Origin of the sequence: Amycolatopsis echigonensis (assembly GCF_014174495.1) — a bacterium.
GTDB classification, from domain to species: domain Bacteria; phylum Actinomycetota; class Actinomycetes; order Mycobacteriales; family Pseudonocardiaceae; genus Amycolatopsis; species Amycolatopsis echigonensis.
In genome coordinates, this window is record NZ_JACJHR010000037.1 from 1 (window position 1) to 26,212 (window position 26,212).

The window sequence follows — 26,212 nt, forward strand, 5'->3', positions numbered from 1 at the left end:
CCTGCACGGTGAGGACGGAACAGCCCAGGTGCGTGCGGGAGTACGAGCACAGTTCGGCGTTGTAGCCGTACTCCGCACCGGCCAGCTGCGCCGGGCCCTCGAGCTTTTGCGCGGCCAGCCGCGCGGCGAATGCCTCGCCGTGGCACCAGGCCAGCCCGGCCGCTTGGAACATGGGGTTGAGCGCGCCGCCGTTGTACCAGACGATCTGCTTGCCCTGTTCCCGCGCGGTGAACAGGTCCTCCCAGTAGTCGGCGATCATCTGCCCGCCGACCCGCGTGATGCCGAGCCGGTTCGTCTTGTCCTCGGCGGGCTTTTCCTTGGTTTCGAGCATTTCGCAGCTTCTCCTGTCGGCTCGGGCGTCAGACGTGCGCGGGACGGCGCCGGCGGGTGCGTTCCACCAGCGCCTCGATCCGCGTGCGGAAGGACTCGAGCGGGATGCCCTCGTGCTCGGTCTCGATCTGCAGCTGCGGAATGTTCTCCGCGTCAAGCCGCTTGCGCAGTTCCGGGTAGTAGAGCATGTGCGGTTCGCAGAACTTCGGCATCAGGTGGATCACCGCTTCGGCCCCGCTGGCGTGCACGGAGTCGACCAGGTAGCCGTCCCAGTCCACGTCCTGCTGAACCCTGGTGGGACAAGGGATCGCGACGTTGCGCTGGGCGTACCACTCCCCCAGCGCCGCCATCGGGTCGCCGGTCTCCGGCACGTCCGCGGAGACGTACCGGCGGCCGTGGTACAGGTCGTCGTCGACGACCAGCGCGCCGCTGTCCTCGATCACTTCGAGCAGTTCGCGCCGCGGCGCGTGGCACAGGTGTCCGGACAGGTGCACCCGCACCCGGTCGTCGCGTTCGGACCGCCGCGGCTCGTCCAGCGCCTCGGACAGCAGGGCGTAGTGCTCGCCGGGGTCCATCACCATGCTCGACGCGATGATGTCCTGCAGTTCCACCGGACTGAACGCGGCCTCCCCGGCGCTCCGCTCGTCGAGCAGTCGCCGGATCAGGCGGCGGTCGCGGTTGTACTCTGCGATGCTTTCGCGCAGCGTGTCCGGGTCGATTTCCTTGCCGGTGAAGGATTCCAGCTCCGTGCGGATGCGCCGCATCATCTCCGCGACCCGCTCGTCCGCCCACGAGTCGTTCATGGACGAGTTGAGCATGCCCAGGAAGACCGTCTTGTCCGGCTCCAGGGCGCGCACGATGTCGGCCGAGCCGATCAGCTGGATGCAGTGATCGGCGGTGAACACCGCGTCGTAGACCGAAAACCGGCCGGTGGCCGCCTGGTCGGCGAGATTGCGGGTGTAGCCGCAATAGAACTCGGCCAGCAGCGCGCGGCCTTCGGTGACCGGTTCCTGGTCGTCCTGGACGATCACCGGCAGCGCGCCGAGCGCGTGGGCCAGTTCGCGCGGAAAGTTCATGGGCAGGATCGCCAGCACGGGGCGGCCGGGGTGCGCGCCGCGCCACTGCCCGAGGTAGGCGCGGGGATCGCGGGCCGCCTCGACCAGTCTGGCCATCGCCGCCGAAGACGCCTGGGTCATCGCTGCGGGTTCCTCTCGTCGGGTCTGTTCGATACTCTACTCCTCACGTGATCCGATCTCAATCCGCGTAAAACATTCATCGTCGAACGGAGCCCGGCATGCCGCCGATCGTCAACCGCTACACCCAGCTCGCCGGTATCGAGCACCCGATCGTCCAGGAAGGCCTCGGCCCCTTCCGTACCCCGAAACTCGCTGCGGCGGTGTCCAATGCGGGCGGCCTCGGCACGGTGTCGATGCCCGGGATGCCGGAGGACATCGCGGCGGGCGCCCGGACGTTCCGCGAGCACATCGAGGAATGCGCCGGGATGACCGAACGCCCGTTCGCCGTGAACATCCCCGTCGGACTTGACAGCAACGGAGACGTGCTTCCCTTCACCGACATCTATATCCGGACCGCGCTGGAAGCGCGCGCGGCGGATCCGGAGCTGGCGCGGCGACTGCGCGTGCTGACGACGTCGGCCGGGTTTCCCGGGGACTACATCGCCCGGATCAAGGACGCCGGGATGGTCCACCAGCACAAGGTCGGCTCCACCCGCCAGGCAGTGAAGGCCGCCGAAGCCGGGGTCGATGTGGTCATCGCCGCGGGGTTCGAGATGGGCGGGCACGCGCCGAGCAAGGCCGTGCACAGCTTCGTGCTCGTTCCCAGCGTGACCGAAGCTGTCGACGTGCCGGTCCTGCTCACTGGCGGAGCGAGGGACGGGCGGGGACTGGCGGCCGCCCTCTCGCTCGGCGCCGAGGGCGTGGCGATGGGCACCCGGTTCATCACCAGCACCGCCAACTCCGACTGGCACCCCGCCTACCTCCAGGCCCTGCTGGACGCGGAGGAGGGCGACGATGTGGCGTTCGACGGGGTCTACGGCCCCTGCCGCGGCTTGCGCAACGCGGCGTCACGACGGCTCATCGAGGAAACGCGGCAGGACGACGTGGATCCGGTCGAGATGACGCGGCGGAAGATCGAATCGATGCAGCGAGCACAGACCGAGGGCGACACCGAGAACAGCCTGGTGATGACCGGCCAGGTGGCCTCGGCGATCAAGGAGCTCGTCGACGTGGCGGAGTTCGTGCCCCGGATGGCTGCCGAGGCGGCCGGGATCTTGCGTTCGCTGGCGGCGAGCCTGCCGTCCGCCGTCGGCGCGCTGTAACCCCTCAGCCGGGGCCGTGGTGGTGCGCCGAGGCGACGATGCATGGCTTCCCGGCTTCGTTGAGCCCCGTCACCTGCGTCACGGCCAGCCTGCGGCCCCGGCTGGTGACCTCCGCGCGGAACGTGGCGACGTCGCCGACCACGAACGGCCGGAGATAGCTCACGGCCAGCGAGGCCGGAACGAGACCGGACGCCACCGAATCGACCGCCCGGCAGGCCAGGAGTTCGGCCAGCCACAACGTGACCCCGCCGTGCAGGGTCCGAAGCGGATTGACGAGATCGTCCTCGACGGGCAGCGAGAACCAGGCCCGGCCGTCGACGGCCGGCGCGTCGCCGAGCACGGCATCGGTGACCTCGGCGACCGATCGGCAGGGACCGGAGAACCCGCCTGTGCCGCCGTCCCGCTGGGGGGTCGCTTCGATGAAGCGCCCCCACTGACGGCATCGGGCGACCAGCTGGCCGCCGGAGGAGAACAGCGAACCCTCGGCGAGTCCCGCGCCCGGCGACGCGTGCACGACGCGGGCCTCGGCCGACATCCGTGTTCCGTCAGCGGGCAGCGGACCGACGAAATCGAGTGAGATCTCCGTGCTCACCGACCACCGGCCGAGCGGGGCCGAGGAGATGAGCGCATACCCGAGCACGTTGTCCGCGAGCACGCCGACAGCCGCCGCGTTCGCGGGCCCTGCCGACCAGGGACCGCTGACCATGGACGCCCGGAAGCCGGTGTCGCTGGCGCTGAGCTCGTCGACCCCGAACATGATCTCGGGACCGCCGGGCTGGAAGTCATGCCGGTTCTGACACGTGGTCGCCGTGTCCATTCACGCTCCTTGAGAGAATCGCTCGGCGCTCAGGCCGTGTTGAGTTCGGCGAAGCGCCGCCGCACGACGGGCGTCCACTCCGCCCGCAGCGCCTCGATGCGCCGGGCGACGCGCCTGCCGGCCCAATCCGGCAGGATCGCCTCGGGCAGCTGAGGATCGATCCGCGGGAACTCCTGCCATTCGTTCATCAGCCGGAGGTGCGTGAACAGCGTTTCGTCCTCGGTCTCAGGGCGCAGCGAGTCCATTGCCTGCCACACCTCTTCGTACCGGGTCCGCAGGGCGGCAAGGTCCCAGCCGCGCTCCACGACCTGGTCGCGAGGGAGGCCGACCGCGTCCAGCGCGCCGGTGAACGCGAACGTGTGCTCCTTCAGTTCGAGCTGTTCGAGCAGCCCGCCGACCTCGCCCGACCGCTCGACGTGCGGCGTCAGCCACAGGCCCGGCGCCGGATTCCCGAAGCCCGCCCAGGTCAGGCCCGCGTAGAGCGGCCGGCGCGCGCGGCGCAGCGGCTGCGGGATGATCACCCAGAGGGCGAGCCAGGTGCCGTCCCAGCTCGTGTACGGGTCGCTGAGCGAGTACACGCGGCGAGAGCCGGTCTCGAAGATGTGCGCCAGCTTGTCCGTGAGCGACCAGCGCACTTCCCGCCCGTGGCGTTCCGGCGTGATCCAGCCCGATCCCGACGCCCGGGCGATCGCCTGCCGAGCCGCCTGCTCCTCGATGCCCAGCCCGCCGAGGACGCGCACGAGGGTCGACGTCCACACCGGTCCCCCGGTCTGCCACACCAGCTCGCCGAGCGTCGTGATGAGCAGCGAGCGCGCGCTGCCAGGGGTCAGCACAGCGTCCGCGAACTCGCGCGGCGAGCTTTCGAGCGCCCCGGGGAGCGGCATGTGCGCCTCCTGCTGATCGTGGACCGGCCTGTGCGTACTTTACGCGTCCCAGAACCCAGAACGCGGCAACGTAGACAAACGTCACCTCACCCGTGCCCGCTGAACAGGCATCTTCCTCCTCTATCGGCGCGGCTGATCTACATTCGAAGTAACGCAATCCCCGAACGCGTCATATGATTTTTGGCCAGACCATTTGCAAGGTCGGACCGAATGGGTACACTCCGGTGACCCGAGTCACACGTCGATACAAGGGAGTACCGCGATGACCGACGCCCGGGTCCTGAAGACTTCGTACTGGCCCGCGGAGCCGGGGGACATCCACGACACGACTGTCTGCGAAACGCTCCGGCACGCAGCGGCGACCGTGCCGGACCGCCTGGCGCTCGTCGACTGCGTGCCGGACGCTGAAGCGCGCGAAACCTGGACCTACTCCGAACTGCTGGCGGACGCCGAACGCGTCGCACGGGCCTTGCTGGGCGCGTTCGAGCCGGGCGACCGCATCGCGGTCTGGGCTCCCAACAGCGCCCGGTGGATCGTTCTGCAGCACGGTGTCGCCTTGGCCGGAATGGTGCTCGTGGCGCTGAATCCGGCCTACCGCGCACGCGAGATGGGCTTCGTACTGAAGCAGTCCGGGGCCGCTGGGCTGTTCTGCCCGGCCGAGCACCGCGGGTTCGACATGCGCGGCATGCTCCAGGACATCCGGCAGGAGACGCCCGAACTGCGGAAGATCGTGACGTTCGGCGAATGGGACGCGTTCCTCGCCGGCGGGGACCCGGAGCGCGAACTGCCCGCGGTGGCGCCCGGTGACGTGGTCCAGATCCAGTACACCTCCGGCACGACCGGCTTCCCCAAGGGTGCGATGCTGCACCACAAAGGTCTCGTGAACGAAGCCAGGCACGTCGCCGAGCGCGCCGGGATGAGCGACGGGGGCGTCTACGTCAACGCGATGCCGATGTACCACATCGGCGGCGGCGCGGTCACCTCGTTCGGGGCCTGGGCCAAGCGCGGCACGTTCGTGATCCTGCCCGGGTTCGACCCGGGGCTGCTGCTGGAGGCGTTCGAGACCTACCGCGGCACGCACACCCTCGTCGTGCCGACCATGCTGATCGCGATGCTCGATCACCCCGACCGCGCACGGCGGGACCTCACCAGCGCGCAGACGATCCTCAGCGGCGCCGCCTCCGTGCCCGCCTCGCTGGTGCACAAGACCCAGCAACTGCTCGGCTGCCAGTTCTCCATCCTCTTCGGACAGACGGAAACCCACGGCGTGATCAGCCAGACCAGGGTGACCGACGCGCCGGAGGACCAGGCCGAGACGGTCGGGCAGCCGCTGCCGCGGCTGGAGGTCAAGGTCGCCGACCAGGTCACCGGCGAGCCGGTCGCGCCGGGCGAGACCGGCGAGATCTGCTGTCGCGGCTACCAGACCATGCTGGGCTACTTCCGGATGGAGGCCGAGACCGCGACCACGATCGACGCCGACGGCTGGCTGCACATGGGCGATCTCGGCTCGATGGACGAGCGCGGGTTCCTCCGCATCCGCGGCCGGTCGAAGGACATGATCATCCGCGGCGGGCTGAACATCTACCCGGCCGAGATCGAAGCCGCGCTCGGCGATCACCCGGCCATCGAGTACGCCGCCGTGATCGGCGTGCCCGATGCCAAGTGGGGCGAGCAGATCGGCGCGGTAGTGACGCTGCGGGACGGCGCCGGACGGCCCTCGCTGGAGGAGCTGACCACGTATCTGCGCTCGCAGCTCGCGCCGCACAAGACGCCGGTCTACTGGGCTTTCGTCGACGAGATGCCGGCCACGCCCAGCGGGAAGATCCAGAAGTTCGTGCTGCACAAGCGTTTCGAGGACGGGTCGCTCCGCTTCGACGCGGTCCGCGCGTCGAGCACCGAACCCGTGGCGCCCTGATACCGGGCGAGCCCGCCCCGGCCGTCGCGGATCCGGGATCGCGCGTCAGTCCGCGACCGCGGCGGTGCGGATCTCGATGCCGAATTCGTATCCGGCGAACGCGTTCCGCAGCGCTTGCTCTTCGCCGTCGCCCCGCTGATCGATGGTGAGCACGGCCACCGGCCGCCGCCCGGAATGGTCGACAGCGACCTGGAACCGGGCGGAATCCCCGAGAACGTCTGCGGCCACCGCGCCAGCCACCCGCTCGACAATGTCCCGACGCAGCGCGGGCTTCGAGATCTTCCCGACGGGCGTCAGCGGCATCTGGCCGACCACGATGATCTCGACGGGCACCGAGGCCCGCTCCTGGATCCGGGTCCGGCAGAATTCGAGCAGTTCGGCCGGGTCCGCGCTCGCCCCTTCGAGGAGCTGCACGTAGGCGATCGGCAGCTCGCCCTTGAGCGGATCGGGACGGCCGATCGCGGCGGCCAGGTGCACCGCGGGATGCGCCGCGACGGCCTCTTCGACCGGAACCGGGTCGATGTTGTGCCCGCCCCGGATGATGAGGTCCTTGGCACGCCCGAAAATCCAGACGTACCCGTCCTCGTCGACGGTGCCGAGATCCCCGGTGCTCGCCCAGCGCCTTCCCTCGCCGAGACCCTGGACGAACAACTCGGCCTGAGGCGCCGGAGCGAGGTAGCCGGGCGTCACGGTGTCGGTGCCGAAGACCAGCAGGCCCCGCTCCCTTGGTGCGCATTCCCGGACGACCGCATTGTTTTCGTCGACTTCGACGGCCTTGACCCGGACGTGCGGAAGCGGCACTCCGGCGGAGCCGACCCGCGGTTCGCGGTCGCCTCCGGGATGCCCGGTCATCGTCCCGTGCACCTCGGTCATGCCCCAGTTTTCCCGCAGCCAGATGCCGAACCGGTCGTGGAAAGCGCGCACCAGCGCGAGCGGCACCGTGCTGCCGCCGCAATGGAAATCAGTGATGCAGTGCCCTTCCGACGAGGCACCGGGAACGGCGAGAAGCGCGGCCGCGGTCGTCGGAGTGGCCAGCAGCGAGGTCATCCGGTAGTGCCGGGCGATGTCCCAGAAGTTCGCCACGACGCCCTTGTCCCGGAAGCCGCCGGGGGTAAGCGTCAGCAACGTCTGCCCGTAAAGGAATGTCCGCAAGCCGAGCGAAAGCGTTCCGCCGCAATGGAAGTTCGGCATCCCGTGCCCGACTACGCCGTCTTGGCCGGCACCCATCAGCGCCCCGACGTTCCAGGCGACAGTCAGCTAGCCGCGGTGGGTCATCCGCACCAGCTTCGGCGCTCCGGTCGTCCCGCCGGTGGGCATCCGCATGACTTCGGCGTCCGGATCGGCGGACGGGGCGAACGTCAGCCTGCCCGCCGGATGCGCCGCGATCGCGGCGGCGCAGTCATGAGGCGAGCCTGGGGCGTCCACCAGCAGGATCCGCCGCAGCGTCGGCACAGCGGCCCGGAGTCCGGCCAGCCGAACCTGGTCGAACTGGTCCGGAGTGGTGACCAGCGCGGTCGCACTCGTCGCGTTGAGGATGGCGGCGACAGCGTCCGCTTCGAGGTACGGGTTGACCGGGACCGCGACGCCCGCCGTGGCCGCTCCCCATGTGGCGATCATCCCTTCCGGCACCATCGGCAGCAGGATGCCGACCGCGCTCGGAGCTCCTTCCGCCGTCTCGCGGAAGAGGTTGGCCGCTCGCTCGATCGAAGCGACGAACTCGCGATAGCTGAGCGTCGTGGGCGGGTCTTCCACGCGGTGCGACCACAGCTGGACGATCGCGGCCTTGTCCGGGTGCTCGGCTGCCGCCGCGCGGATGGCCTCGTACACGGTCGCGCCCTCGCGCAACGTCTCCGGCTGGTGCGCTTCGATCCGCCGGACATCGGCCGGCGACCGAAGCCGCGCCCTGGCGATCCGCCCCTCCCCCGGAGCCGCTCCCGGCAACCAGAGGGGATCCGCCTGATCCTGCCCGCTCGGCCGGGATTCTGGCTGTGTCATGGGATCGCGCCTCCTCGATCGCCTGCGCGGCGCCGGACAACGACGGGACCGACCATAACAAAGGACTGACCATAGAAATATAAGACAAACCGGCGACTTGAGTTTTCGGAGCCGTACAGCCCGCACCCGCAGCAGGTCACTGCTGGGGACAAATCCTCGCCCGAGCAGACTCGATAGTCGACATAACACGCAACTGAGTCTTGTCTCATGTAATATGATCTTCTACGATGCAGGAAACGAACCGAAGGGACCGACCATGACCGGCTCCATTCCCCGCGCCGACGAGGGATTCGACTTCTCCGGCAGCGGGGTGCTGATCGCGGGCGGCACGTCAGGGGTCGGCCTCGCCACCGCAGTGGCCTTCGCGCAGACGGGCTGCCATCGGCTGATGCTGCTGGGCCGCAACGAAGAACGCGGCAAACGAGCGCTCGACCACGTGCTGTCGACCGTGCCGCGAGCGCACGCGGAGTTCCTGTCCGCGGACGCGAACGACCCCGCGTCCGCGGCCGAGGCCGCCACCGAGGCGCACCGCCGGCTGAGCGGGATCGACGTCCTGGTCAACTCCGTGGTCGCGCCTTACCAGCCGACTCCCCTGCACGAGATTCCGCTCGACGAGGTCCGCGACATCCTTGCTCAGCAAGCGCTGGGACCGCTTGTGATGAGCCGCGCCGTGCTGCCTTTCCTGCGGGAGCAAGGATCGGGCTCGATCGTCAACATCGCCTCCGACGCTGCGAAGGTGCCCACTCCGGGCGAAACCGTGCTGGGCGCCGCGATGTCGGCCATCGTCACCTTCTCGCGCACCCTGGCGCTGGAGGCGAAGCGGTACGGCGTGCGGGTCAACGCGATCACGCCGTCGCTGATCGCCAACACCGGTTCCTACGACCGGGCGATGTCCCAGCCGTTCAGCAAGAAGATCTTCGGGAAGATCACCAGCCAGGCCCACCTCGGCCTCACCGAGCCCGAGGACCTCGCCAACCTGACGCTGTTCTTCGCCTCTCCGCTCTCGCGCCTCATCACCGGGCAAGTGGTCAGTGTCAACGGCGGCATCTCCGTCGCCTGATCCGCCACTCCCGTAAGGGGTATTTCGCTCCTCCTTTGGAGAGCAATCACGTGCGGCGGTGTATCCCCGGCACCGGTCCGCGGCGACAATCGGCCGGACAGAGCAGCGCCGCTCTGGCGGTCGAACGAGGAGAACAGTCGTGGACAGTGGTGCTGAACCGGCAGGCGAACTGATCCGGCGAACACAACGCACTCTGCGTGAGATCTCCACGCTTTGGGGCGGTCAGGACGTCGCCCCGGCCGCGCTTCGTGATCTCCGGTCGGCCGAAATCGCCCTGCGGGGTGCTGAAAGCGGCCTCCTCCGCGAGGTGTCCGCGTTCGACGGACGGGGCACTGACGGGGCACGCATCGCCGCGGCGCTGGCCCGCGTGAGCGCCTTGCGCACGGAGATCCGGGACAGCATGCTCGCCACCCGCAGTGCCGCGATGTCGGATCTGCACCGTTGCCTGTTCCGGCTGCGGTCGGCGTCCTCCCTCCGGGATCTCGCCGACCGGGTGCCGACCGAGATCAACCGGCTGGGCTACCGGCGCGCGCTGTTCTCCAGTCTGTCCGGCCGGAGCTGGAGCGCGCGCTCCGCGTACGCCTACGCCGATCCCGAGCTGAGCGCGGACCTGGTGCGGGTCGGCACGGCGATCCCGGGGCAGATCGGCCGCGAGCTGCCGGAGACCGAGGTGGTCCGCACCCGCACCCCGGTGCTCGTCGAGGACGCCCAGCACAACCCGCACGTCCACCACCGGCTCATCAACCTGGCGCGCACCAAGGACTACGTGGTCGCTCCCCTGATCGGACGCGGCGAGGTGGTCGGCCTGGTGCACGCCGACCAGCACGTGGACCACGACCATGTGGACGAGTTCGACCAGCAGCTGCTGGGGCTGTTCGCCGAGGGTCTCGGGTGCCTGTTCGAACGCGTGGTGTTCCGCGAACAGCTCGGCGCGCTGCGGGCACGGCTGCGCGAGCAGGCCGACGCGGTGGACGACGTACTGGGCGGCCTGCAAGGCTCCGGAATCACCGAAGCCGAACGCCCACGACAGGCAGACCCACTGGAGCGCGTAGACGGCCCGCTCGCCCAGCTGACCCGGCGGGAGCTCGATGTCCTGCGCCACCTCGTGCGCGGCCAGAGCAACAACCAGATCGCCGAGGAGCTCTTCGTCTCCCCCGGCACCGTGAAAACGCACGTCAAGAACGTGCTCCGCAAGCTCGGCGCCGCCAACCGGGCGGAGGCGGCGGCCCGCTGCCACGCCCTCGTCCGCGGGAGCTAGGGAGAAATCCGGGGGGAGAAATCTCTTCCTCCGGGGTGATGCACGCCACGTCCTGTTGGACCAAAGATTGGACCAACAACGTGCACCGCAGCCGTTACCCCGGAGGGAAGTTCCGATGACCACCACACCCGAGGTGTCCACCCGCCCGATCCCCGAGGAGATCGCCAAGCAGGTCGTCCTGCCGGAGGGGCATCGCGACGACGGGCCGCTGTTCGAGGCCTACCGCTGGCTGCGCGAAAACCATCCGCTGGGCCAGGTGCGCGTCGAGGGCTACGACCCGGTCTGGCTGGTCGCCAAGCACGCCGACATCATGGAGATCGAGCGGCAGCCGCACGTCTTCACCAGCGGCGGGGGCGACGAGCCCGGCTCGCACAACCCGATCCTGCAGAACCAGGCCGGCGACGCGTTCACCAAGCAGCTCACCGGCGGCAGCCTGCGGATCCTGGAGACGCTGACCTACCTCGACCCGCCCGAGCACACCCGGATCAAGGACATCGCCAACGACTGGTTCCGCCCGGCGAACCTGAAGAAGTGGGAAGACCGGATCCGGCAGCTGGCCCGCGAGGCGATCGGCAACTACCTGCACAGCGGCGCCAACGAGATCGACTTCGTGCAGCAGTTCGCGCTCTACTACCCGCTGCACGTGATCATGTCGCTGTTCGGCGTCCCGGAAGAGGACGAACCGCGGATGATGACGCTGACGCAGGAGTTCTTCGGCACCGCGGACCCGGACGCGCAGCGCGAGGACGTCGAGCCGCTGACCCCGGAGGCCGCCGCGCAGCAGTGGTCCGCCGCGATCAACGACTTCTACGCCTACTTCGACAAACTGGTCGAGGACCGGCGCGCGAACCCGCGGGACGACCTGGCCACCATCATCGCCCGCGCCCGGGACGAGAACGGCGAGTACTACCGCAAGGAATTCGCCTACGGCTGGTTCATCGCGATCGCGACCGCCGGGCACGACACGACTTCGAGCACGATGGCGGGGGCGATCGAGGCGCTGGCGCTGTTCCCGGACCAGCTGGCGAAGGTGCAGCACCGTCCCGAGCTGATCCCGGATCTGGTCAACGAAAGCCTGCGTTGGGTGTCCCCGGTCAAGCAGTTCACCCGACGCGCCCAGGAGGACTACGTGCTGCGCGGACAGCAGATCCGCAAGGGCGACCGGTTCATGCTGCTCTACCAGTCGGCCAACCGGGACGCTGACGTGTTCGACGAGCCGGACACCTTCCGACTGGACCGCAAGCCCAACCGGCACATCGCCTTCGGCTACGGCCCGCACATGTGCATCGGCCAGCACCTGGCGAAGCTGGAGCTGCGGATCATGTTCGAGGAGCTGCTGCCGCGAATCCAAGGAATCGAGGTGACCGGCCAGCGCAAGCCCGTGGTCACCAACTTCGTCGGCGGGCTGCGGAAACTGCCGGTCCGGCTGGATCTGTCGTGACCGGGCGGGTGCTGGTCGTCGGCACCGGTCACGCCGGCGCGACGGTGGCCGGCCTGCTGCGGCAGGCGGGCCACCCCGGGCCGGTGGAGCTGTTCGGCGACGAGCTCGACTTGCCCTACCAGCGGCCGCCGCTGTCGAAGAAGTTCGCCGAAGGCCAGCTCGAACAGTGGCTGCGGCCGGCGGAGTTCTACCGGGAGCAGGACATCACGGTCCGGCTCGGCGAACAGGTGACAGCTATCGACCGCGACCGCCGGTGCGTGTGGACCGACGCGGGCCGGGCGCACGGCTACGAGCACCTGATTCTCGCCACCGGCGCGGAGCCGCGCCCGTTGCCGGTGCCAGGAGCGAATCTGTCCGGAGTGGTATCGCTGCGGACGCTGGCTGATGCGCGGGTGCTGCGCAAATGCGTCGAGGAGCGGCGCACGCTGGTCATCGTCGGCGGCGGGTACATCGGGCTCGAGGTCGCGGCGGTGGCGCGGGCGAACGACGTGGCGGTGACGATCGTCGAGCGGGAAGACCGGGTGCTCGCCCGGGTCGCCAGCCCCCGGCTGTCGGAGATCCTGGCCGCGCACCACCAGCGACAAGGCACCCGGATCGTGACCGGTGCGGACGTCGTGCGGATCGAAGGCGACGACCGGGTGCGGGCTGTCGTGCTCGGCGACGGCGAGGAAATCCCGTGTGAGGCGGTGCTGGTCGGGATCGGTGCCACGCCACGCGACCGGCTGGCGGCGGAGGCCGGACTGGTGTGCGCGCAAGGAATCGTTGTCGATGCGCAGGCGCGCACCAGCGACCCGCACATCCTGGCGATCGGCGACGTGACGCGAAGGCCGCTGAGCACCGGTTCGCTGGCCCGGCTGGAAAGCATCCCGAGCGCGACCGAGCAGGCGAAGCAGGCCGTCGCCGCGATCACCGGGGCGCCGCCGGTCGCGCCCGAGGTGCCGTGGTTCTGGTCGGACCAGTTCGACCTCAAGCTCAAGATCGCCGGGCTGGTTCCGCCCAGCCCCGGCACGGTGCTGCGCGGCGATCCCGCGACCGGCCGGTTCGCGCTGTTCCACCACCTCGGCGGCATCGTCGCCGCGGTCGAGGCGGCCAACTCCCCTGCCGAGTTCGTGGCGGGCAAGAAGTTCATCGCGTCCGGCACGCGGATCGACCCGGCCCGGCTGGCCGACGCCGCAGTCCCGGTGCGAGACGCCGTCATCCAGTGAATACGGAGACATCATGCCGAAAGTGACCTACCAACTGCCCGACGGAACCACGCACGACCTCGAAGTCCCTTGTGGACAGAGCGTGATGGACGGCTCCGTGCGCAACAACCTTCCCGGCATCGTCGCCGAATGCGGAGGCGGCTGCTCGTGCGCCACTTGCCACGTATATCTCGAAGAAGGAGTGTCCTTTTTCGACGAACCGACCGACGAAGAGCGGGAGCTGCTCGAGTTCGCCGAGGACGCGCGGCCCAACTCCCGGCTGTCGTGCCAGCTGATCCTCACCGAGGCCTGCTCAGGCGTGCGCGTCACGGTTCCCGATTCCAACGGCTAGCAATCCCCACCGGACAAAGGAGTTCGACATGGATGTCACCGCCGCGGTGGCCACCGAGATCGGCGGCGCCTTCGCGATCAAGCACCTCGCGCTCGCCGATCCGGCACCCGACGAGGTGCTCGTCGAGATCGCCGGGGTCGGACTGTGCCACACCGACCTCGCGGCCAAAGACGGCCACTTGCCGTTCCCGCTCCCCGGAGTCTTCGGACACGAAGGCAGCGGCGTCGTCGCCGCGGTGGGCAGCGCGGTCACCAAGGTCGGACCTGGTGACCAAGTCGTGCTCAGCTTCGACAGCTGCGGCCACTGCACGCAATGCGACGCAGGCGAACCAGCCTACTGCCAGGAATTCATGGCCTACAACTTCGGCGGCGCGCGCCAGGACGGCACCAGCCCGCTGAGCGACGGCGGCAACCCGGTGGGCTCGGCGTTCTTCGGGCAATCGTCGTTCGCCACCCACGCGCTCGCCCGTGAGCGCAACGTAGTCAAGGTGTCCGGCGACGCTCCGCTGGCAGTGCTCGGGCCGCTCGGCTGCGGCGTGCAGACCGGCGCGGGCGCGGTGCTGAACTCGCTGGACTGCCAGCCGGGCGGCACGCTGCTGGTGCTCGGCGGCGGTTCGGTCGGGCTCTCGGCGGTCCTCGCCGGGGTCGTGCGGGGGCTGAGCCGGATCATCGTGGTGGAACCGCATGCCGCGCGGCGCGATCTCGCACTTTCGCTGGGCGCGACCCATGTGGTCGACCCCGGTGACGGCCCGTTGGCCGAGCAGGTCCGCGCGATCGCGGCCGAGGGTGCCGACTACGCCATCGACACGACCGGAATCGCCGCCGTGCTGCAGGACGCGATGCAGGCGCTGGCGCATCGCGCCAAGGTCGGCATCATCGGCGTGCCCGCCGATCCCGAGGCGGCTCTGGCGCTCAACCTCATCCAGGCGCAAGTGCTCGGCGTCCGGGTGATGGGGATCGTCGAGGGCGACAGCGATCCCGATGTGTTCATCCCGGAACTGCTGGAACTGCACCGGACCGGCCGGTTCCCGTTCGACAAGCTCGTCACCACCATGCCGTTCGCGGACATCAACGAGGCCGTCGCCGCGCAGCACCGCGGGGACGCCGTAAAAATCGTGCTTGTGCACGGGGAGCTGTGATGACACTCGACTACGACCGGCTCTATCTCGCGGGCGACTGGGCCGAACCCGCTTCGGCGCAACGGATCCCAGTGCGCTCGGCCACCACCGAAGAACCGATCGGCAGCGTGCCGGAGGCAGCCGAGGCGGACGTCGACACCGCTGTCGCTGCTGCGCGGCGGACCTTCGACGATCCCTCCGGCTGGTCCCGGAATCCGCAGCTGCGCGCCGAAGCATTGGAACGCTTCGCAGTGGCATTGGAAAACCGCGCCGCCGAGACCTCGCGCCGCGTGACCATTCAGAACGGCATGCCAATCAGCCTGGCGCAGCAGTTCGAAGGCGGGTTCCCGCCGGTGCTCTTGCGCTACTTCTCGGGTCTGGCGACGGGCTCACCGCAGGAGGAGACCCGGCCGGGCTTGCTCGGCGGCAGCTCCCGGGTTCTGCGGGAACCGATCGGCGTGGTCGCGGCGATCGTGCCGTGGAACGTGCCGCAGGCCATCACGTTTCTCAAGCTGGCCCCCGCACTGGCGGCCGGCTGCACTGTGGTGCTCAAACCGGCACCGGAGACGGTGCTCGACGCGATGCTGATGTGCGAGGCCGCGGCCGAGGCGGGACTGCCCGAAGGCGTGCTGAATGTCGTCCCGGGCGGACGCGAGCTCGGCGCTTACCTGATCGGCCATCCCGGCGTGGACAAGGTCTCCTTCACCGGTTCCACCGCGGCGGGCCGCTCGATCGCGGAGACCTGCGGGCGGCTGCTGCGGCCCGTCACGCTGGAACTCGGCGGGAAATCGGCGGCGATCGTGCTCGACGACGCCGAGCTGGCGGCCACCATCGAAAGCTTCTTCGCCGCCACCCTGCTCAACAACGGCCAGATCTGCTGGCTCGGCACGCGAGTGCTCGCGCCGCGCACCCGCTACGCCGAGGTCGTGGACACAGTCACGGATCTCGCGCGCTCGCTGACCGTCGGCGACCCGCTGGACGAGGCCACCCAACTAGGCCCGCTGGTCTCTGCCCGGCAGCGGGACCGGGTGGAGTCCTACATCGCCAAGGGCCTCGGCGAGGGTGCCCGGCTGACCACCGGCGGCGGCCGGCCCGCAGACCGCGACCGGGGCTGGTTCGTGCAACCGACTGTGTTCGCCGACGTGGACAACAAGCACACCATCGCGCAGGAGGAGATCTTCGGGCCGGTGCTGTCGGTGATCCCCTATGCCGACGAGGACGAGGCGGTCGCCATCGCCAACGCAAGCGAGTACGGCCTCGGCGGCACGGTGTGGACCGCGGACCCGGACCGCGGCGAAGCGGTGGCCAGGCGGGTCGCGTCGGGAACGATCGGTATCAACGCCTACACCAACGATCCGGTCGCGCCGTTCGGAGGGATCAAGTCCAGCGGGATCGGCCGCGAGCTCGGCCCCGAGGGACTGCACTCCTACCAGGTGTTCAAGACGATCTATCTGGACCCCAGCAAGGGGTAGCCGGGCTCTCCACAAAGGGGTAAATCTCTCCTCCCGGCAGCCTTCGCGGCGGCGGCGCTCTTGATAACGCTCGTTCACAGACCTAGGTTCGGTGAAGGGCGGGAGCGCCGCCGCTTCGACGTTCTTCCGACGGGGAAAGGATCGCGGTCTTCATGGACGAGTTCACCGACATCAGCTACAAGGTCGAGGACGGCCTGGCCTGGATCACCATCAACCGGCCGGAGCGGTACAACTCGTTCCGCGCCCGCACGGTCGACGAACTGGTGAAGGCCTTCAAGAAGGCCTGGGGCAGCAGCGAGGTCGGCGTCATCTGCCTGACCGGCGCGGGCGACAAGGCGTTCTGCACCGGCGGCGACCAGAAACAGCGTGCCGAGACCGGCGACTACGGCCCCTCGGACTCCGGGCTGTTCGAGATCGACGCCCTGCACCACGTCATCCGCGACGTGCCCAAGCCGGTGATCGCCGCGGTGAACGGCTTCGCCATCGGCGGCGGGCACGTGCTGCACGTGCTGTGCGACCTCACCATCGCCGCGGACACCGCGAAGTTCGGCCAGAACGGGCCGCGCGTCGGCTCGTTCGACGCCGGGTTCGGCACCGGCTACCTCGCCCGCATCCTCGGCGAGAAGCGTGCCCGCGAGGTGTGGTTCCTCTGCCGCCGCTACACCGCGGCCCAGATGGAGAACTGGGGCCTCGTCAACAGCGTCGTGCCGCAGGCGGAGCTGTACGACGAGGTGCGCAAGTGGGCGGACGAGATCCTGTCCCTGTCCCCCACCGCGCTCAAGGTGCTCAAGCAGTCGTTCAACACCGACACCGAGCAGTTCGCGAGCACCGGGCAGCTGGCGTACTCGTACCTGCACTCGTTCGGCGAGTCCGAGGAGGCGCAGGAGGGCATCAAGGCGTTCAACGAGAAGCGCAAGCCCGACTTCGCCCCGTACCGCGGCAACTGAGTGGGAACGAGCGTTATCACGATGCGCTTCACGAAGCAACAAGAGAGCTTCGCCGCCGCGGTGCGCGCGTTCTGCGACAGCGAGTGCGGCACGCTCGCGCAGCGGGACGCGCTCACGGACGGCGGGAAGCTCTCCAACAGCCCGGAGATCCTGCGCAAGCTGGCCGCACAGGGCTGGCTCGGGGTCTCGATCCCGGAGGCGTACGGCGGCGGCGGGGCCGGCATGGTCGACGAGTGCCTCTTCCTAGAGGAGACCTCGCGCGGGCTGGCCCCGATCACCGGGTACTCCACTGGGCTGACCGCGGGCCAGACTTACCTGCGGTACGGCACCGAGGAACAGAAGAAGGACATCCTCGGCGGGCTGTGCGCCGGGGAACTGGAAGCGATCGCGCTGTCCGAACCGGGCGCGGGCTCAGACCTCGGCTCGGTGCGGATCAAGGCGGTGCTGGACGGCGATCACTACGTCGTCGACGGGCAGAAGACCTGGACGTCCGCGGCGCACGTCGCCAAGCATCTGCTGCTGCTCGCCCGCACCGACTCGAGCGGACCGAAGCACCAGGGCCTGACGCTGCTGATCGTGCCGACCGACGTGCCTGGTCTCGAGATCCGGCCGATCGAGACGATGGAAGCGCATACGGTCAACGACCTGTTCTTCACCGGCGTGCGGATTCCGGCGGAGAACGTCGTCGGCGAGGTGGGCCAGGCTTGGAAGCACCTGATGCGCGGGCTGAGCGTGGAACGGCTCATCATCGCCGCGATGTCGCTCGGCGCGGCCGAACGCTCGCTGGACGACCTGCTCGGTTACGTCAAGCAGCGCGAGCAGTTCGGCCGCACCATCGGCAGTTTCCAGGCGGTGCGGCACCGGATCGCCGACCTGGCCACCGAAATCGCCTACGCGAGGTCGTTCGTCTACGACGTGGCCGCCCGGATCGACGCGGGCGAGGAGGACCAGCTCGCGCGGGAAGGGTCGATGGCCAAGCTCAAGTGCACGGAGATCGCCAAGCACACCGCACTCGAGGCCATGCAGCTCATGGGCGGCTACGGGTACGCCCGCGAGTACGGCATGGAAGGCCAGGTGCGCAAGGCCTTGGCTCCGCCGATCTACGGCGGGACCAACGAGATCCAGCGCGAGATCATCAGCAAGAGCCTCGGGCTCTGACACGAGGGACCACCGCATGGCAACGACGAAGTCCGTGTTCGCGCCCGATCTCCTGGCGGGGCACCGCATCCTGATCACCGGCGGCGGGACCGGCCTCGGCCGGGGCGTCGCCGCGCACCTCACCGCGCACGGCGCACAGGTCCACCTGTGGGGCCGCCGTGAAACGGTGCTCGCCGAAGCCGCCGAGGGGGCGGGCGAACCGGGCATGGTGCATTACCAGACCGTCGACGTCCGCGACGCGGAGCAGGTGGACGCCGCGATGGCGGAGATCTGGTCCGGCCACGGGCCGCTCACCGGAGTGATCAACAACGCCGCCGCGAATTTCATCGCACCCACGAAGTCGTTGAGCGCGCGCGGTTTCGAGGCGGTCAGCTCGACGGTGATGAACGGTTCGTTCAACACCACGCACGCCGCGGGCCGGCGCTGGATCGAACAGGGCCTGCCGGGAGTGGTGCTGTCGACGCTGACCACGTGGGTCTGGAGCGGCTCGGCTTTCGTGGTGCCCTCGGCCATGGCGAAAGCGGCCGTCCACGCGATGACGATGTCGCTGGCGGTGGAGTGGGCGCGGTACGGCATCCGCCTCAACGCACTGGCTCCCGGGCCGATCCCGACCGACTACGCCTGGGAAATGCTCAACCCGACCGACAAGAGCGGCGTCGGCGCGACCCAGGCCGACCAGGTGCCGATGGGCCGGATGGGCACCGTGGAGGAACTGGCGAACCTCACCGTCTTCCTGCTGTCCGACGCCTGTCCGTACCTGACCGGCGAGACGATCGCGATGGACGGCGGCCAGCGGCTGGCCGGGCCGGGCACCTTCGCGGGCCTGACCGCACTGTCCGATGAGGACTGGACCGAGATCAGGGAACAGAGCAAGAAAGCCAGCGCGGCGGCGAAAGCACAGCGCAGCGTGTGAACGGGCGGGGCCGCTGCCTCGGGCGAGGCAGCGGACCTGTTCAGCGTCCGCAGTCGAAGCCGCCGCTCGGATCGGCGTAACGGGCTTCGGCACGTTCGCCAGCGACTCCCCCAATTCCGCCAGTCCCGCTGAAATAGCGGCCATCGCTTCGTCTTCCGCTCCGTGAGCCGCGTGCATCGGAGCGGCCGCGACCGGAGCCGGGGGCTCGTCCGAGATGGAATGCCATGCGTTACGGGCGACCACCGCGTCGGACTACCAGCAAGCCATGCGGGTCCGGCGCGTCGCACAGGCGAAAATGGACGCGCTGCTGGAGACGGCCGACCTGGTCGCCACGCCTATGGGACATCTCGGCGCACCGCCGCTGGCGGAGGTCACCGGTCTGGACCCGACCAGCGTGATGACGTCGCTGCACACGGCGTACTGGAACCCCCGGGCGACCCGGTGCTCGTGCTCCCGATGGGGTTTTCCGAGCAAGGCCGGCCGCTCGCGTTGTCGCTGGCGGTGTGGCGGTGGGGAGAAGGGCTGGTCGTGCGGCCGGAGACGCCGTGCAGCGTGAGGCCGCCCAGATAGTCGCCCGGCTGGGTCTCCGCCGCATACGAGTCGGCTGGATGGTGCCCGGCCAGCACTGACAGCAGCAGCGCGCAGTCCCGTGCGGTGCGCACCAGCGGACCGACGTGGTCGAGGGCGTAGCAACCGAAGGTTGGCTCGGGACCGGTTGAGACCGGTGACGCCGTTGAACCCGGCCGGCATCCGGATGCTGCCCGCGGTGTCCGAGCCGAGCGCGCCCAGCACCATCCCGGACGCGACGCCGCTGCCACAGCCCGAGCTGGAACCGCCTGCGTAGTGCGCGAGGTTCCAGGCGTTGCGGGGCACCGGAAACGGCTTGCCGGGGTCGGGCACGCCGAGGGCGAACTCCATCGTGGTGAGCTTCCCGAGCACGATCCCGCCGGCGCGCCGCAGCCGGGCGACGGCCGGGGCGTCCCCGATCCCCTCCGCCCAGGCGCCGTTGTGGGCGCGCCCTCGGCAGCCAAGATGTCCTTGATCCCCAAGGGGATGCCGTCGAGCGGACCGGCGGGCTCGCCGCGCGCGAACCGTTCGTCGGCCGCGCGGGCCGCGTTCCGACCACCCGCGTCGTCGCGGTGCAGGAAGACCCCCAGCACCGGGTCGAACGCATCCGCCCGTGCGATCGCCTCCTCGACCAGTTCCGACGCACTCGCCCGGCCCGCGCGCAGATCCGCCGCGGAACCGGTGATCGTCCTGATCACGACGCAGCTTGCTCGGCCGCGGCCAAGAAGGACTTCACGAGTCCGGAGTCCGCGTAGTACTCGTCCCCCACGCCCTGCACGGCCCGCCGTCGCCCGTACTCGTACAGCACGGCCAGCTTCCACAACGCCAGCGCGGTGTACCAGCCCAGTCCGGACAGATCCCGCCCAGTCTGGTTCGCATACCGCTCGGCCAGTTCGGCGCGGACGGGATAGCCCTCCTCCAGCGCGGCGACCCCGAGGTCCTCGGTCGGCGTCCGCACCTGCCCGGCGACCGGCCAGGACGCCAGGAAGTAGCCGACGTCGAACAGCGGGTCCCCGAGCGTGGCCAGTTCCCAGTCGAGCACCGCGAGAACCCGCCCCGGCGAGTCCGGAGACACGATCACGTTCCCGAGCCGGTAGTCGTTGTGCACGATGGTCGCACCGGCTTCGGCGGGCACGTGCGCGGCGAGCCACGCGTCGAGCTCGGCGAATTCCGCCGGCGGCTTGCCGTTGCCGTCGGCGATGAGACGCCCCATCCGGCGGAAGTGCCGGGCGTTGAATCCCTCCGGGCGACCGAGTTCTCCCAGCCCGCGCGCGGCCCAGTCCACCGAGTGCAGGGTGGCCAGAGTGTCCACAAGGGACTCCCCGATCCGCCGCCGGTCGGCAGGAGTGGCCAGCTCGGGAGGTGTGCGTTCGGTGATCACGGGCCCCTCGACGTAACTCATCACGTAGAACGGCACGTCGAGCACTTCGCCCGGCTGTCCGGTGGCGAGCACCTCGGCCACCGGAACGCCGGTCCCCGCCAGCGCGCCGATCAGCTTCGCCTCGCGCAGCATGTCGTGCGCCCCGGGCGGGGTCGGCGGCGGAGGCGGACGGCGCACGACCGCCTGCCGCTGTCCGTCGCTGACCAAGAAGGTCAGGTTCGAGTGCCCGTCGCCGATCCGCCGCGTGCTGACCGGACCGGAACAGATCCCTTTCCGGGCGAGGAAATCGGCGAGCAGGGCGCGTTGCGGTTCGCTCCAGTCCCAGCTCATCGACCGCTCTCGATCAGGTGCTGCAGGTACTGGCCAGGCCAATGCGTCTCGAACTGCCCCGCACCTTCCTCGCCGTCGATGGCGACGGTGCAGGCAGCCTCGGTGATCACGGTGCCCATCGGGTCCTTGGTGGGCAGCTTGATCACACCGTACGCGTCCATCACCAGCCGAGTGGTCTCGCCGGTGATGTCCACGACGTCCGCTTCAAGGTGCTTCTGCGTCATGTCGTCGTGGTAGTCGGCGTGGTGCTTGATGTGCGAGACCGGCACCGTGACCCCGTCCTTGACCACGTACCCGGCGAAGCCCCATTCGCCGCGCGCGATCCAGATCCAGCCGTTGACGACCCGGCCGGACTCGGTGTAGGCGATGAACCACTTCCAGTGGTGCGGCACGCCCCAGTCGCGGGTGCCCCACGAATGGTCCCGGTGCCCCTTGCGGTCCAGGGAAATCCGCCGTCCGCCGACCTCCAGGAACCCGGTGACGTGCCCGGTCTGCTCAAGCCGGTTCGCGGCGAACCACGACGGCAGCCCGTCGGGATTGCTCTTGTAGCTGAACGCGTCGTGCAGCGCGGTGAAGTCGAACTGCAGGTTCACCTCGTCGCTGGCGTAGCTGACCTGCGCGGTGCGGCGCAGTTCCGGTTGTTTGACCGAGAGGCCCTCGAACTCGAAGTTGTCCAGGTCCATGTCGTCGCCGACGGAGCCCTGCGCGAGCTTCAGCGCCACGGGTTCCTTGCCTGGCCCCCAGACGGAGACGTTGTAGCCGGTCTTGCCGCGGTTGGTCAGGTACAGGTAGACCTGCATGCCGAGTTGCTCGTCGGGCAGGATCATCTCCCAGAACAGGGAATCCCGCATCCGGCCGCCGGGTTCCGGCCAGTGCCGCAGGTCGTCGTGCGGACCGAAACCCGGGTCGATGTCCCCTAATGTCACCATCTTCGTCACCTTCCCGTGAACTGCGGCGCGCGCTTGTCCTTGAACGCCGCCAATGCCTCGGTCATGTCGTCGCAGCGGGTCAGCAGCGCCTGCCCGCGGTTCTCCAGCTCCAGTGCCCCGGCGTAGCTCGCGACTTCTTGGTTGCGCTGCAGTGCCCGTTTGGACATCCGCACGCCGCCGGGCGAGTTCCCGGCGATCTGCCGGGCTGTCGCCAGCGCCTCGTCCATCAGGTTCTCGCTCGGGACGACGCGGTTCACCAAGCCGATCCGCGCCGCTTCCTCGGCGGCGACAACCCTTGCCGTGTAGGCAATCTCGGCCGCCCGGCCCGGACCGACGAGCCGGGTCAGCTGCCACGACGTGCCCAGCTCCCCCGCCGAGAGGCCCACCTTGACGAAGGCCGCGTTGAACTTCGCCGTCGGCGCGGCGAGCCGGATGTCCGCCGCCAGTGCGAGCGAGAGACCGCCGCCGGACGCGGCACCGTGCACCGCCGCGATCACCGGGAACGGCAGCTCGCGGATCGCGGCCAGGCCACCGGTCGCGGTCTCCTGGAAGTGCAGGAACTCGCGGACGCCCATCCGCGTGATCACGTCGATCTCGTCCAGGTCGAACCCCGCGCAGAACGCGCGCTCTCCGGCACCGGTGACGATCAGCGCGCGAGCCTTGCTGTCCCGCATGGCCCTGGCCGCCGCGAGGAATTCGCCGAACATCCCCGGCGTCATGGAATTCATCCGGCCCGGCCGGTTGATCCGCAGCACCAGCACGCCCTCTTCGGGCGATTCGAGCGTGAGGGTCCGCAGTTCCGGGACCTCGAAGTCGATCATGGGGGGCTCCCTCAGCGTCCAGTGAACTTCGGTGCGCGCTTCTCCTTGAAGGCGGCCAGTGCTTCGGGCATGTCCTCGCTCCGGGTGAGCAGTGCCTGCCCGCGGTTCTCCAGTTCCAGCGCGGCGGCGTACGAGGTGATCTCCAGGTTCGCCTGCAGCGCCCGCTTGGACAGCTGCACGCCGCCGGGCGAGTTGGCGCGGATCAGCCGGGCCATCGCGATGGTCTCGTCCAGCAGCTTCTCTCCGGGCACCACGCGGTTGACCAGCCCGATCCGCTCGGCCTCCTCGGCGAACACGAATCGTCCGGTGTAGGCGATTTCCGATGCGAGTGCGGGACCGATCAGCCGCGGCAGCAGCCAGGACGAGCCGAGATCGCCCGCCGACAGTCCGATGCGGACGAAGGCGGCGTTGAACTTCGCCGACTCGGCGGCCAAGCGGATGTCCGCGGCCAGCGCGAGCGCCAGACCGCCGCCCGCGGCCGCCCCGTTGACCGCGGCGATGACCGGGATGCGCAGCGACCGCAGCGCGGACAGCGCGCGGACCGCGTGTTCCTGCCGCTCCAGCATGCCCAGCGCGGTCAGCCCGGTCAGCTCGTCGGCGTCGTCGAGGTCGTATCCGGCGCAGAACGCCTTGCCGGCGCCGGTGACGATCAGCACCCGGGTCTCATCGTCGTCGCCAAGTGCGAAGGCCAGTTCCTCGAGCTCGGCGAACATGCGCACCGTCATCGAGTTCAGGGACTCCGGGCGGTTGAGCGTCGCCACCACGATGCCCTCTTCGGGCCGGGACAGCTCCATCGTCTCCGGTTTCAGCTCCGCCATCAGCGCATTCCCTCCACAATGGACTCTGTCGCGTCCTCGGCTTCTTCGGGCTTGAGCCCCCAGGGCACGCTGACGAGGTTCAGATGGTCGTAGTCGCGCGCGTGCACCGCCACGCGCTCCTTCAATTCGCCGGGACGGCAGGCCACTCCGACGGCGTCGATTACCTCGTCCGGCACCGCGGCGGCCATCGCCTCGGGATCCCGGTTCCGCGCCGCCTCCCGGATCCGGTCCTGCGCTTCGGTCCAGCCGTGCAGGGCGAAAAGCCGGTCGTACACACGAGAAGCGGCGTACTGCGCGACGGCGAAGGCCAGACGGCGGCGTGCGGCCTCTTCGTCGGAGTCCACCGCGCACATGAGGATGCCCATCAACTGCACGTCGCTCTCCGCGCGGCCGGAGTCCGTCAGCCCCTTGGCCAGGCCCGGCCGCACGACCTCCCGCACGTAGGCCGAGGTGAACATCGGATGCCCGACCAGCCCGTCCGAGACCCGGCCCGCCACGCGCAGCATCAGCGGGTTGACCCCGGCGGTCCAGATCGGCAGGTTCTCCTGGACCGGCGGCGGGGTGTCGGAGGTGGGCTTGAGCCGGACCCGGTAGAACCGGCCCTCGTGCTCGACCGGCCCCTCGTGCAGGCGCCAGAGCTTGCGCAGCACCGTGACCAGTTCCTCCATCCGGGCGGCCGGGGCCTCGCCGCTGACGCCGTGCCAGTCCTCCATCATGCGCGGGGTCCCGTTGCCCAGCCCGAGGGTGAGCCTGCCGCCGGACAGCTCGTCGAGGTCGCGTGCCTCGGCGGCCCACACGAGCGGGGTGCGGCCGACTCCGTAGGCGATGTTGCTGCCCAGCCGGACCCGGCTGGTGGCGTTCGCCAGCACCGCCAGCGGCACGGTCACCGACCGGTTGTACAGCTCGTTGGCCCACACCGCGGAGAATCCGGCCTCCTCGGCCCTGGTCGCGAGGTCGGCGAGCCGCCGGTACCGCTCGGGCCCGCTGCCCGCGCTGAACACGGTCAGTCCGTACATTCCTGTCCTCCTACTCCGCGACCGCGATCGCACCCGACCGCCGCCAGTCCCGCATCCGCTGCCCGCTCACGCCCCAGTCCCGCAGCGCTTGTTCCGTGTGCTCGCCCGGCACGGGCGGCGGATGGCGCAGCGCGGCCGGGGTCCGGCTGAATTTCGGTGCCGGCGCGGGCTGCACCAGCCCGTCTTTGTCCACAAAGGACTTTCGCGCCACGTTGTGTGGATGTCGCGGTGCTTCGTCCACGTCGAGCATCGGCGCCACGCAGGGAGTTCGTCCCTCGCGAGCCGCACCCACTCGTCCCGGGTGCGGGTGCGCACCGCGTCGGCGAACAGCTTCCGCAGCCGCGGCCAGCCGGTCTTGTCCTCGCGATCGGGCCGGTCGGCGGGCAGGCCGAGCAAGTCAACGAGATCGTCGTAGAACCGCCCTTCCAGCGCAGCCACGGAAAGCCAGCGCCCGTCCGCGGTCTCGTAGACGTCGTAGTACGGCGCGCCGCTGTCGACCAGGTTCGTGCCGCGCTCGGGATTCCACGCGCCGGTCTGCGCGAAGCCGAAGAACGCCGTGCCCAGCAGCGCGGCACCCTCGACCATCGCCGCGTCGACCACCTGCCCCTGCCCGGACCGGTGGCGTTCCAGCAACGCCGCGAGAAGGCCGAGCGCCAGCAGGTAGCCGCCTCCGCCAAAGTCGCCGACGACGCTCAGCGGCGGAGTCGGCGGCTGTCCCTGGCGGCCGATCAGCGAAAGCACCCCGGACAGCGCGACGTAGTTCAGGTCGTGCCCCACCGCCTGTGCCAGCGGACCGTTCTGGCCGAAACCAGTCATCCGCCCGTAGACGAGCGCCGGATTGCGCGCCAGGCACTCTTCGGGCCCGATACCCAGCCGTTCGGCGACTCCGGGGCGGAATCCTTCCAACAAGGCGTCGGCCCGCTCCACGAGATCGAGCACCACGCCAGCACCGTCGGGGTGCTTGAGGTCGACCGCCACTGACCGGCGGCCACGATGCAGCAACTCGGCGCGGAAGTCCGTGTTCGGCCCGACCAGGGCGGCGCCCGCGCTGCGGTCGATCCGGAGCACATCGGCACCCAGATCGGCCAGCAGCATGGCGCAGAACGGTCCCGGGCCGATCGAGCCGATCTCGATCACCCGGACGCCCGCGAGCGGTCCTGTCACGGCGT

At 69.6% G+C, this 26,212-nt stretch carries 24 protein-coding genes and 3 pseudogenes; 13 read left to right on the top strand and 14 right to left on the bottom strand.

Annotated elements, in window-relative coordinates; genetic code table 11:
• Together H5411_RS24545 and H5411_RS24550 are read right to left on the bottom strand one after the other, a co-directional pair.
• On the bottom strand, nt 1–331 hold a 331-nt coding region (locus H5411_RS24545; RefSeq protein WP_220817400.1), incomplete at its 3' end, for a hypothetical protein.
• Between the two features lie 28 nt (nt 332–359).
• The gene (locus H5411_RS24550; RefSeq protein WP_183125132.1) at nt 360–1,526 is read right to left on the bottom strand and encodes a 2-hydroxyacyl-CoA dehydratase subunit D; all 1,167 of its coding nucleotides are present in this window, start codon (nt 1,524–1,526) and stop codon (nt 360–362) included.
• A gap of 98 nt (nt 1,527–1,624) precedes the next feature.
• Here H5411_RS24550 and H5411_RS24555 point away from each other — a divergent pair, with 98 nt between their 5' ends.
• Nucleotides 1,625–2,668 carry an NAD(P)H-dependent flavin oxidoreductase gene (locus tag H5411_RS24555; protein WP_183125133.1) on the top strand — a complete coding sequence of 348 codons (1,044 nt, stop codon included), beginning with the start codon at nt 1,625–1,627 and terminating at the stop codon, nt 2,666–2,668.
• Between the two features lie 4 nt (nt 2,669–2,672).
• Here the strand turns inward: H5411_RS24555 and H5411_RS24560 are convergent, their stop codons facing one another.
• Both H5411_RS24560 and H5411_RS24565 read right to left on the bottom strand, forming a co-directional pair.
• On the bottom strand, nt 2,673–3,485 hold the full coding sequence (locus H5411_RS24560) for a PaaI family thioesterase (RefSeq protein WP_183125134.1): 813 nt from the start codon (nt 3,483–3,485) through the stop codon (nt 2,673–2,675).
• A 29-nt stretch (nt 3,486–3,514) separates the two neighbouring features.
• Complete coding sequence (locus H5411_RS24565) at nt 3,515–4,369, bottom strand: PaaX family transcriptional regulator (protein WP_183125135.1); 855 nt, start codon at nt 4,367–4,369, stop codon at nt 3,515–3,517.
• Nucleotides 4,370–4,631: 262 nt separating this feature from the next.
• Between H5411_RS24565 and H5411_RS24570 the strand changes: the two genes are divergently transcribed.
• Complete coding sequence (locus tag H5411_RS24570) at nt 4,632–6,284, top strand: AMP-binding protein (RefSeq protein ID WP_134668242.1); 1,653 nt, start codon at nt 4,632–4,634, stop codon at nt 6,282–6,284.
• Between the two features lie 45 nt (nt 6,285–6,329).
• On the opposite strand, the gene H5411_RS49010 is transcribed toward H5411_RS24570, so the two are convergent.
• Both H5411_RS49010 and H5411_RS47770 read right to left on the bottom strand, forming a co-directional pair.
• A complete protein-coding gene (locus H5411_RS49010; protein WP_376772215.1) occupies nt 6,330–6,974 on the bottom strand; it encodes an AMP-binding enzyme in 645 nt (214 codons plus the stop codon).
• Nucleotides 6,969–8,279: pseudogene (locus tag H5411_RS47770) on the bottom strand (AMP-binding protein); the annotation flags it as partial. The gene H5411_RS49010 and the pseudogene H5411_RS47770, both read right to left, overlap by 6 nt.
• A gap of 256 nt (nt 8,280–8,535) precedes the next feature.
• Between H5411_RS47770 and H5411_RS24585 the strand changes: the two are divergent.
• The 11 genes from H5411_RS24585 (at nt 8,536) to H5411_RS47780 (ending at nt 19,737) form a co-directional block, all read left to right on the top strand.
• On the top strand, nt 8,536–9,339 hold the full coding sequence (locus H5411_RS24585; protein ID WP_134668244.1) for an SDR family NAD(P)-dependent oxidoreductase: 804 nt from the start codon (nt 8,536–8,538) through the stop codon (nt 9,337–9,339).
• Nucleotides 9,340–9,478: 139 nt separating this feature from the next.
• A complete protein-coding gene (locus H5411_RS47775) occupies nt 9,479–10,597 on the top strand; it encodes a LuxR C-terminal-related transcriptional regulator (protein WP_183125138.1) in 1,119 nt (372 codons plus the stop codon).
• A gap of 115 nt (nt 10,598–10,712) precedes the next feature.
• The gene (locus H5411_RS24595) at nt 10,713–12,038 is read left to right on the top strand and encodes a cytochrome P450 (RefSeq protein ID WP_183125139.1); all 1,326 of its coding nucleotides are present in this window, start codon (nt 10,713–10,715) and stop codon (nt 12,036–12,038) included.
• The gene (locus tag H5411_RS24600) at nt 12,035–13,243 is read left to right on the top strand and encodes an NAD(P)/FAD-dependent oxidoreductase (protein ID WP_312878598.1); all 1,209 of its coding nucleotides are present in this window, start codon (nt 12,035–12,037) and stop codon (nt 13,241–13,243) included. The genes H5411_RS24595 and H5411_RS24600 overlap by 4 nt, the downstream gene beginning before the upstream one ends.
• A 13-nt stretch (nt 13,244–13,256) precedes the next feature.
• Nucleotides 13,257–13,574 carry a 2Fe-2S iron-sulfur cluster-binding protein gene (locus tag H5411_RS24605; protein WP_183125140.1) on the top strand — a complete coding sequence of 106 codons (318 nt, stop codon included), beginning with the start codon at nt 13,257–13,259 and terminating at the stop codon, nt 13,572–13,574.
• A 28-nt stretch (nt 13,575–13,602) separates the two neighbouring features.
• A complete protein-coding gene (locus H5411_RS24610; RefSeq protein WP_183125141.1) occupies nt 13,603–14,712 on the top strand; it encodes an NAD(P)-dependent alcohol dehydrogenase in 1,110 nt (369 codons plus the stop codon).
• Nucleotides 14,712–16,163 (top strand): aldehyde dehydrogenase, encoded by a 1,452-nt coding sequence (locus H5411_RS24615; protein ID WP_183125142.1) that lies wholly within the window; start codon nt 14,712–14,714, stop codon nt 16,161–16,163. Before H5411_RS24610 ends, H5411_RS24615 begins: the two co-directional genes overlap by 1 nt.
• A gap of 152 nt (nt 16,164–16,315) precedes the next feature.
• Complete coding sequence (locus tag H5411_RS24620; protein WP_183125143.1) at nt 16,316–17,110, top strand: enoyl-CoA hydratase-related protein; 795 nt, start codon at nt 16,316–16,318, stop codon at nt 17,108–17,110.
• Between the two features lie 21 nt (nt 17,111–17,131).
• Nucleotides 17,132–18,268, top strand: coding sequence for an acyl-CoA dehydrogenase family protein (locus H5411_RS24625; protein ID WP_183125144.1), 1,137 nt, complete (start codon nt 17,132–17,134; stop codon nt 18,266–18,268).
• 16 nt (nt 18,269–18,284) lie between these two features.
• Nucleotides 18,285–19,181, top strand: coding sequence for an SDR family oxidoreductase (locus H5411_RS24630; RefSeq protein ID WP_183125145.1), 897 nt, complete (start codon nt 18,285–18,287; stop codon nt 19,179–19,181).
• Between the two features lie 265 nt (nt 19,182–19,446).
• Entirely contained in the window at nt 19,447–19,737 is a 291-nt protein-coding gene (locus H5411_RS47780; protein ID WP_246369178.1) for a hypothetical protein, read from the top strand.
• A gap of 218 nt (nt 19,738–19,955) precedes the next feature.
• Here H5411_RS47780 and H5411_RS49365 read toward each other — a convergent pair.
• The 8 genes and pseudogenes from H5411_RS49365 to H5411_RS24665 all read right to left on the bottom strand — a co-directional run.
• Nucleotides 19,956–20,120: pseudogene (locus tag H5411_RS49365) on the bottom strand (amidase family protein); the annotation flags it as partial.
• 74 nt (nt 20,121–20,194) lie between these two features.
• Nucleotides 20,195–20,446 (bottom strand): annotated as a pseudogene (locus tag H5411_RS49370) (amidase family protein); the annotation flags it as partial.
• Nucleotides 20,443–21,459: a phosphotransferase family protein gene (locus H5411_RS24640; protein WP_183125146.1), complete on the bottom strand. Its 1,017-nt coding sequence runs from the start codon at nt 21,457–21,459 to the stop codon at nt 20,443–20,445. The gene H5411_RS24640 and the pseudogene H5411_RS49370, both read right to left, overlap by 4 nt.
• A complete protein-coding gene (locus H5411_RS24645) occupies nt 21,456–22,388 on the bottom strand; it encodes a DUF7064 domain-containing protein (protein ID WP_183125147.1) in 933 nt (310 codons plus the stop codon). The genes H5411_RS24640 and H5411_RS24645 overlap by 4 nt, the downstream gene beginning before the upstream one ends.
• A gap of 5 nt (nt 22,389–22,393) precedes the next feature.
• Entirely contained in the window at nt 22,394–23,209 is an 816-nt protein-coding gene (locus H5411_RS24650) for an enoyl-CoA hydratase/isomerase family protein (RefSeq protein ID WP_183125148.1), read from the bottom strand.
• A gap of 11 nt (nt 23,210–23,220) precedes the next feature.
• Nucleotides 23,221–24,027: an enoyl-CoA hydratase/isomerase family protein gene (locus H5411_RS24655; protein WP_183125149.1), complete on the bottom strand. Its 807-nt coding sequence runs from the start codon at nt 24,025–24,027 to the stop codon at nt 23,221–23,223.
• Nucleotides 24,027–25,043, bottom strand: coding sequence for an LLM class flavin-dependent oxidoreductase (locus H5411_RS24660; protein WP_183125150.1), 1,017 nt, complete (start codon nt 25,041–25,043; stop codon nt 24,027–24,029). The genes H5411_RS24655 and H5411_RS24660 overlap by 1 nt, the downstream gene beginning before the upstream one ends.
• 66 nt (nt 25,044–25,109) lie before the next feature.
• On the bottom strand, nt 25,110–26,207 hold the full coding sequence (locus H5411_RS24665) for a CaiB/BaiF CoA transferase family protein (RefSeq protein ID WP_183125151.1): 1,098 nt from the start codon (nt 26,205–26,207) through the stop codon (nt 25,110–25,112).
• Nucleotides 26,208–26,212: the final 5 nt, after the last annotated feature.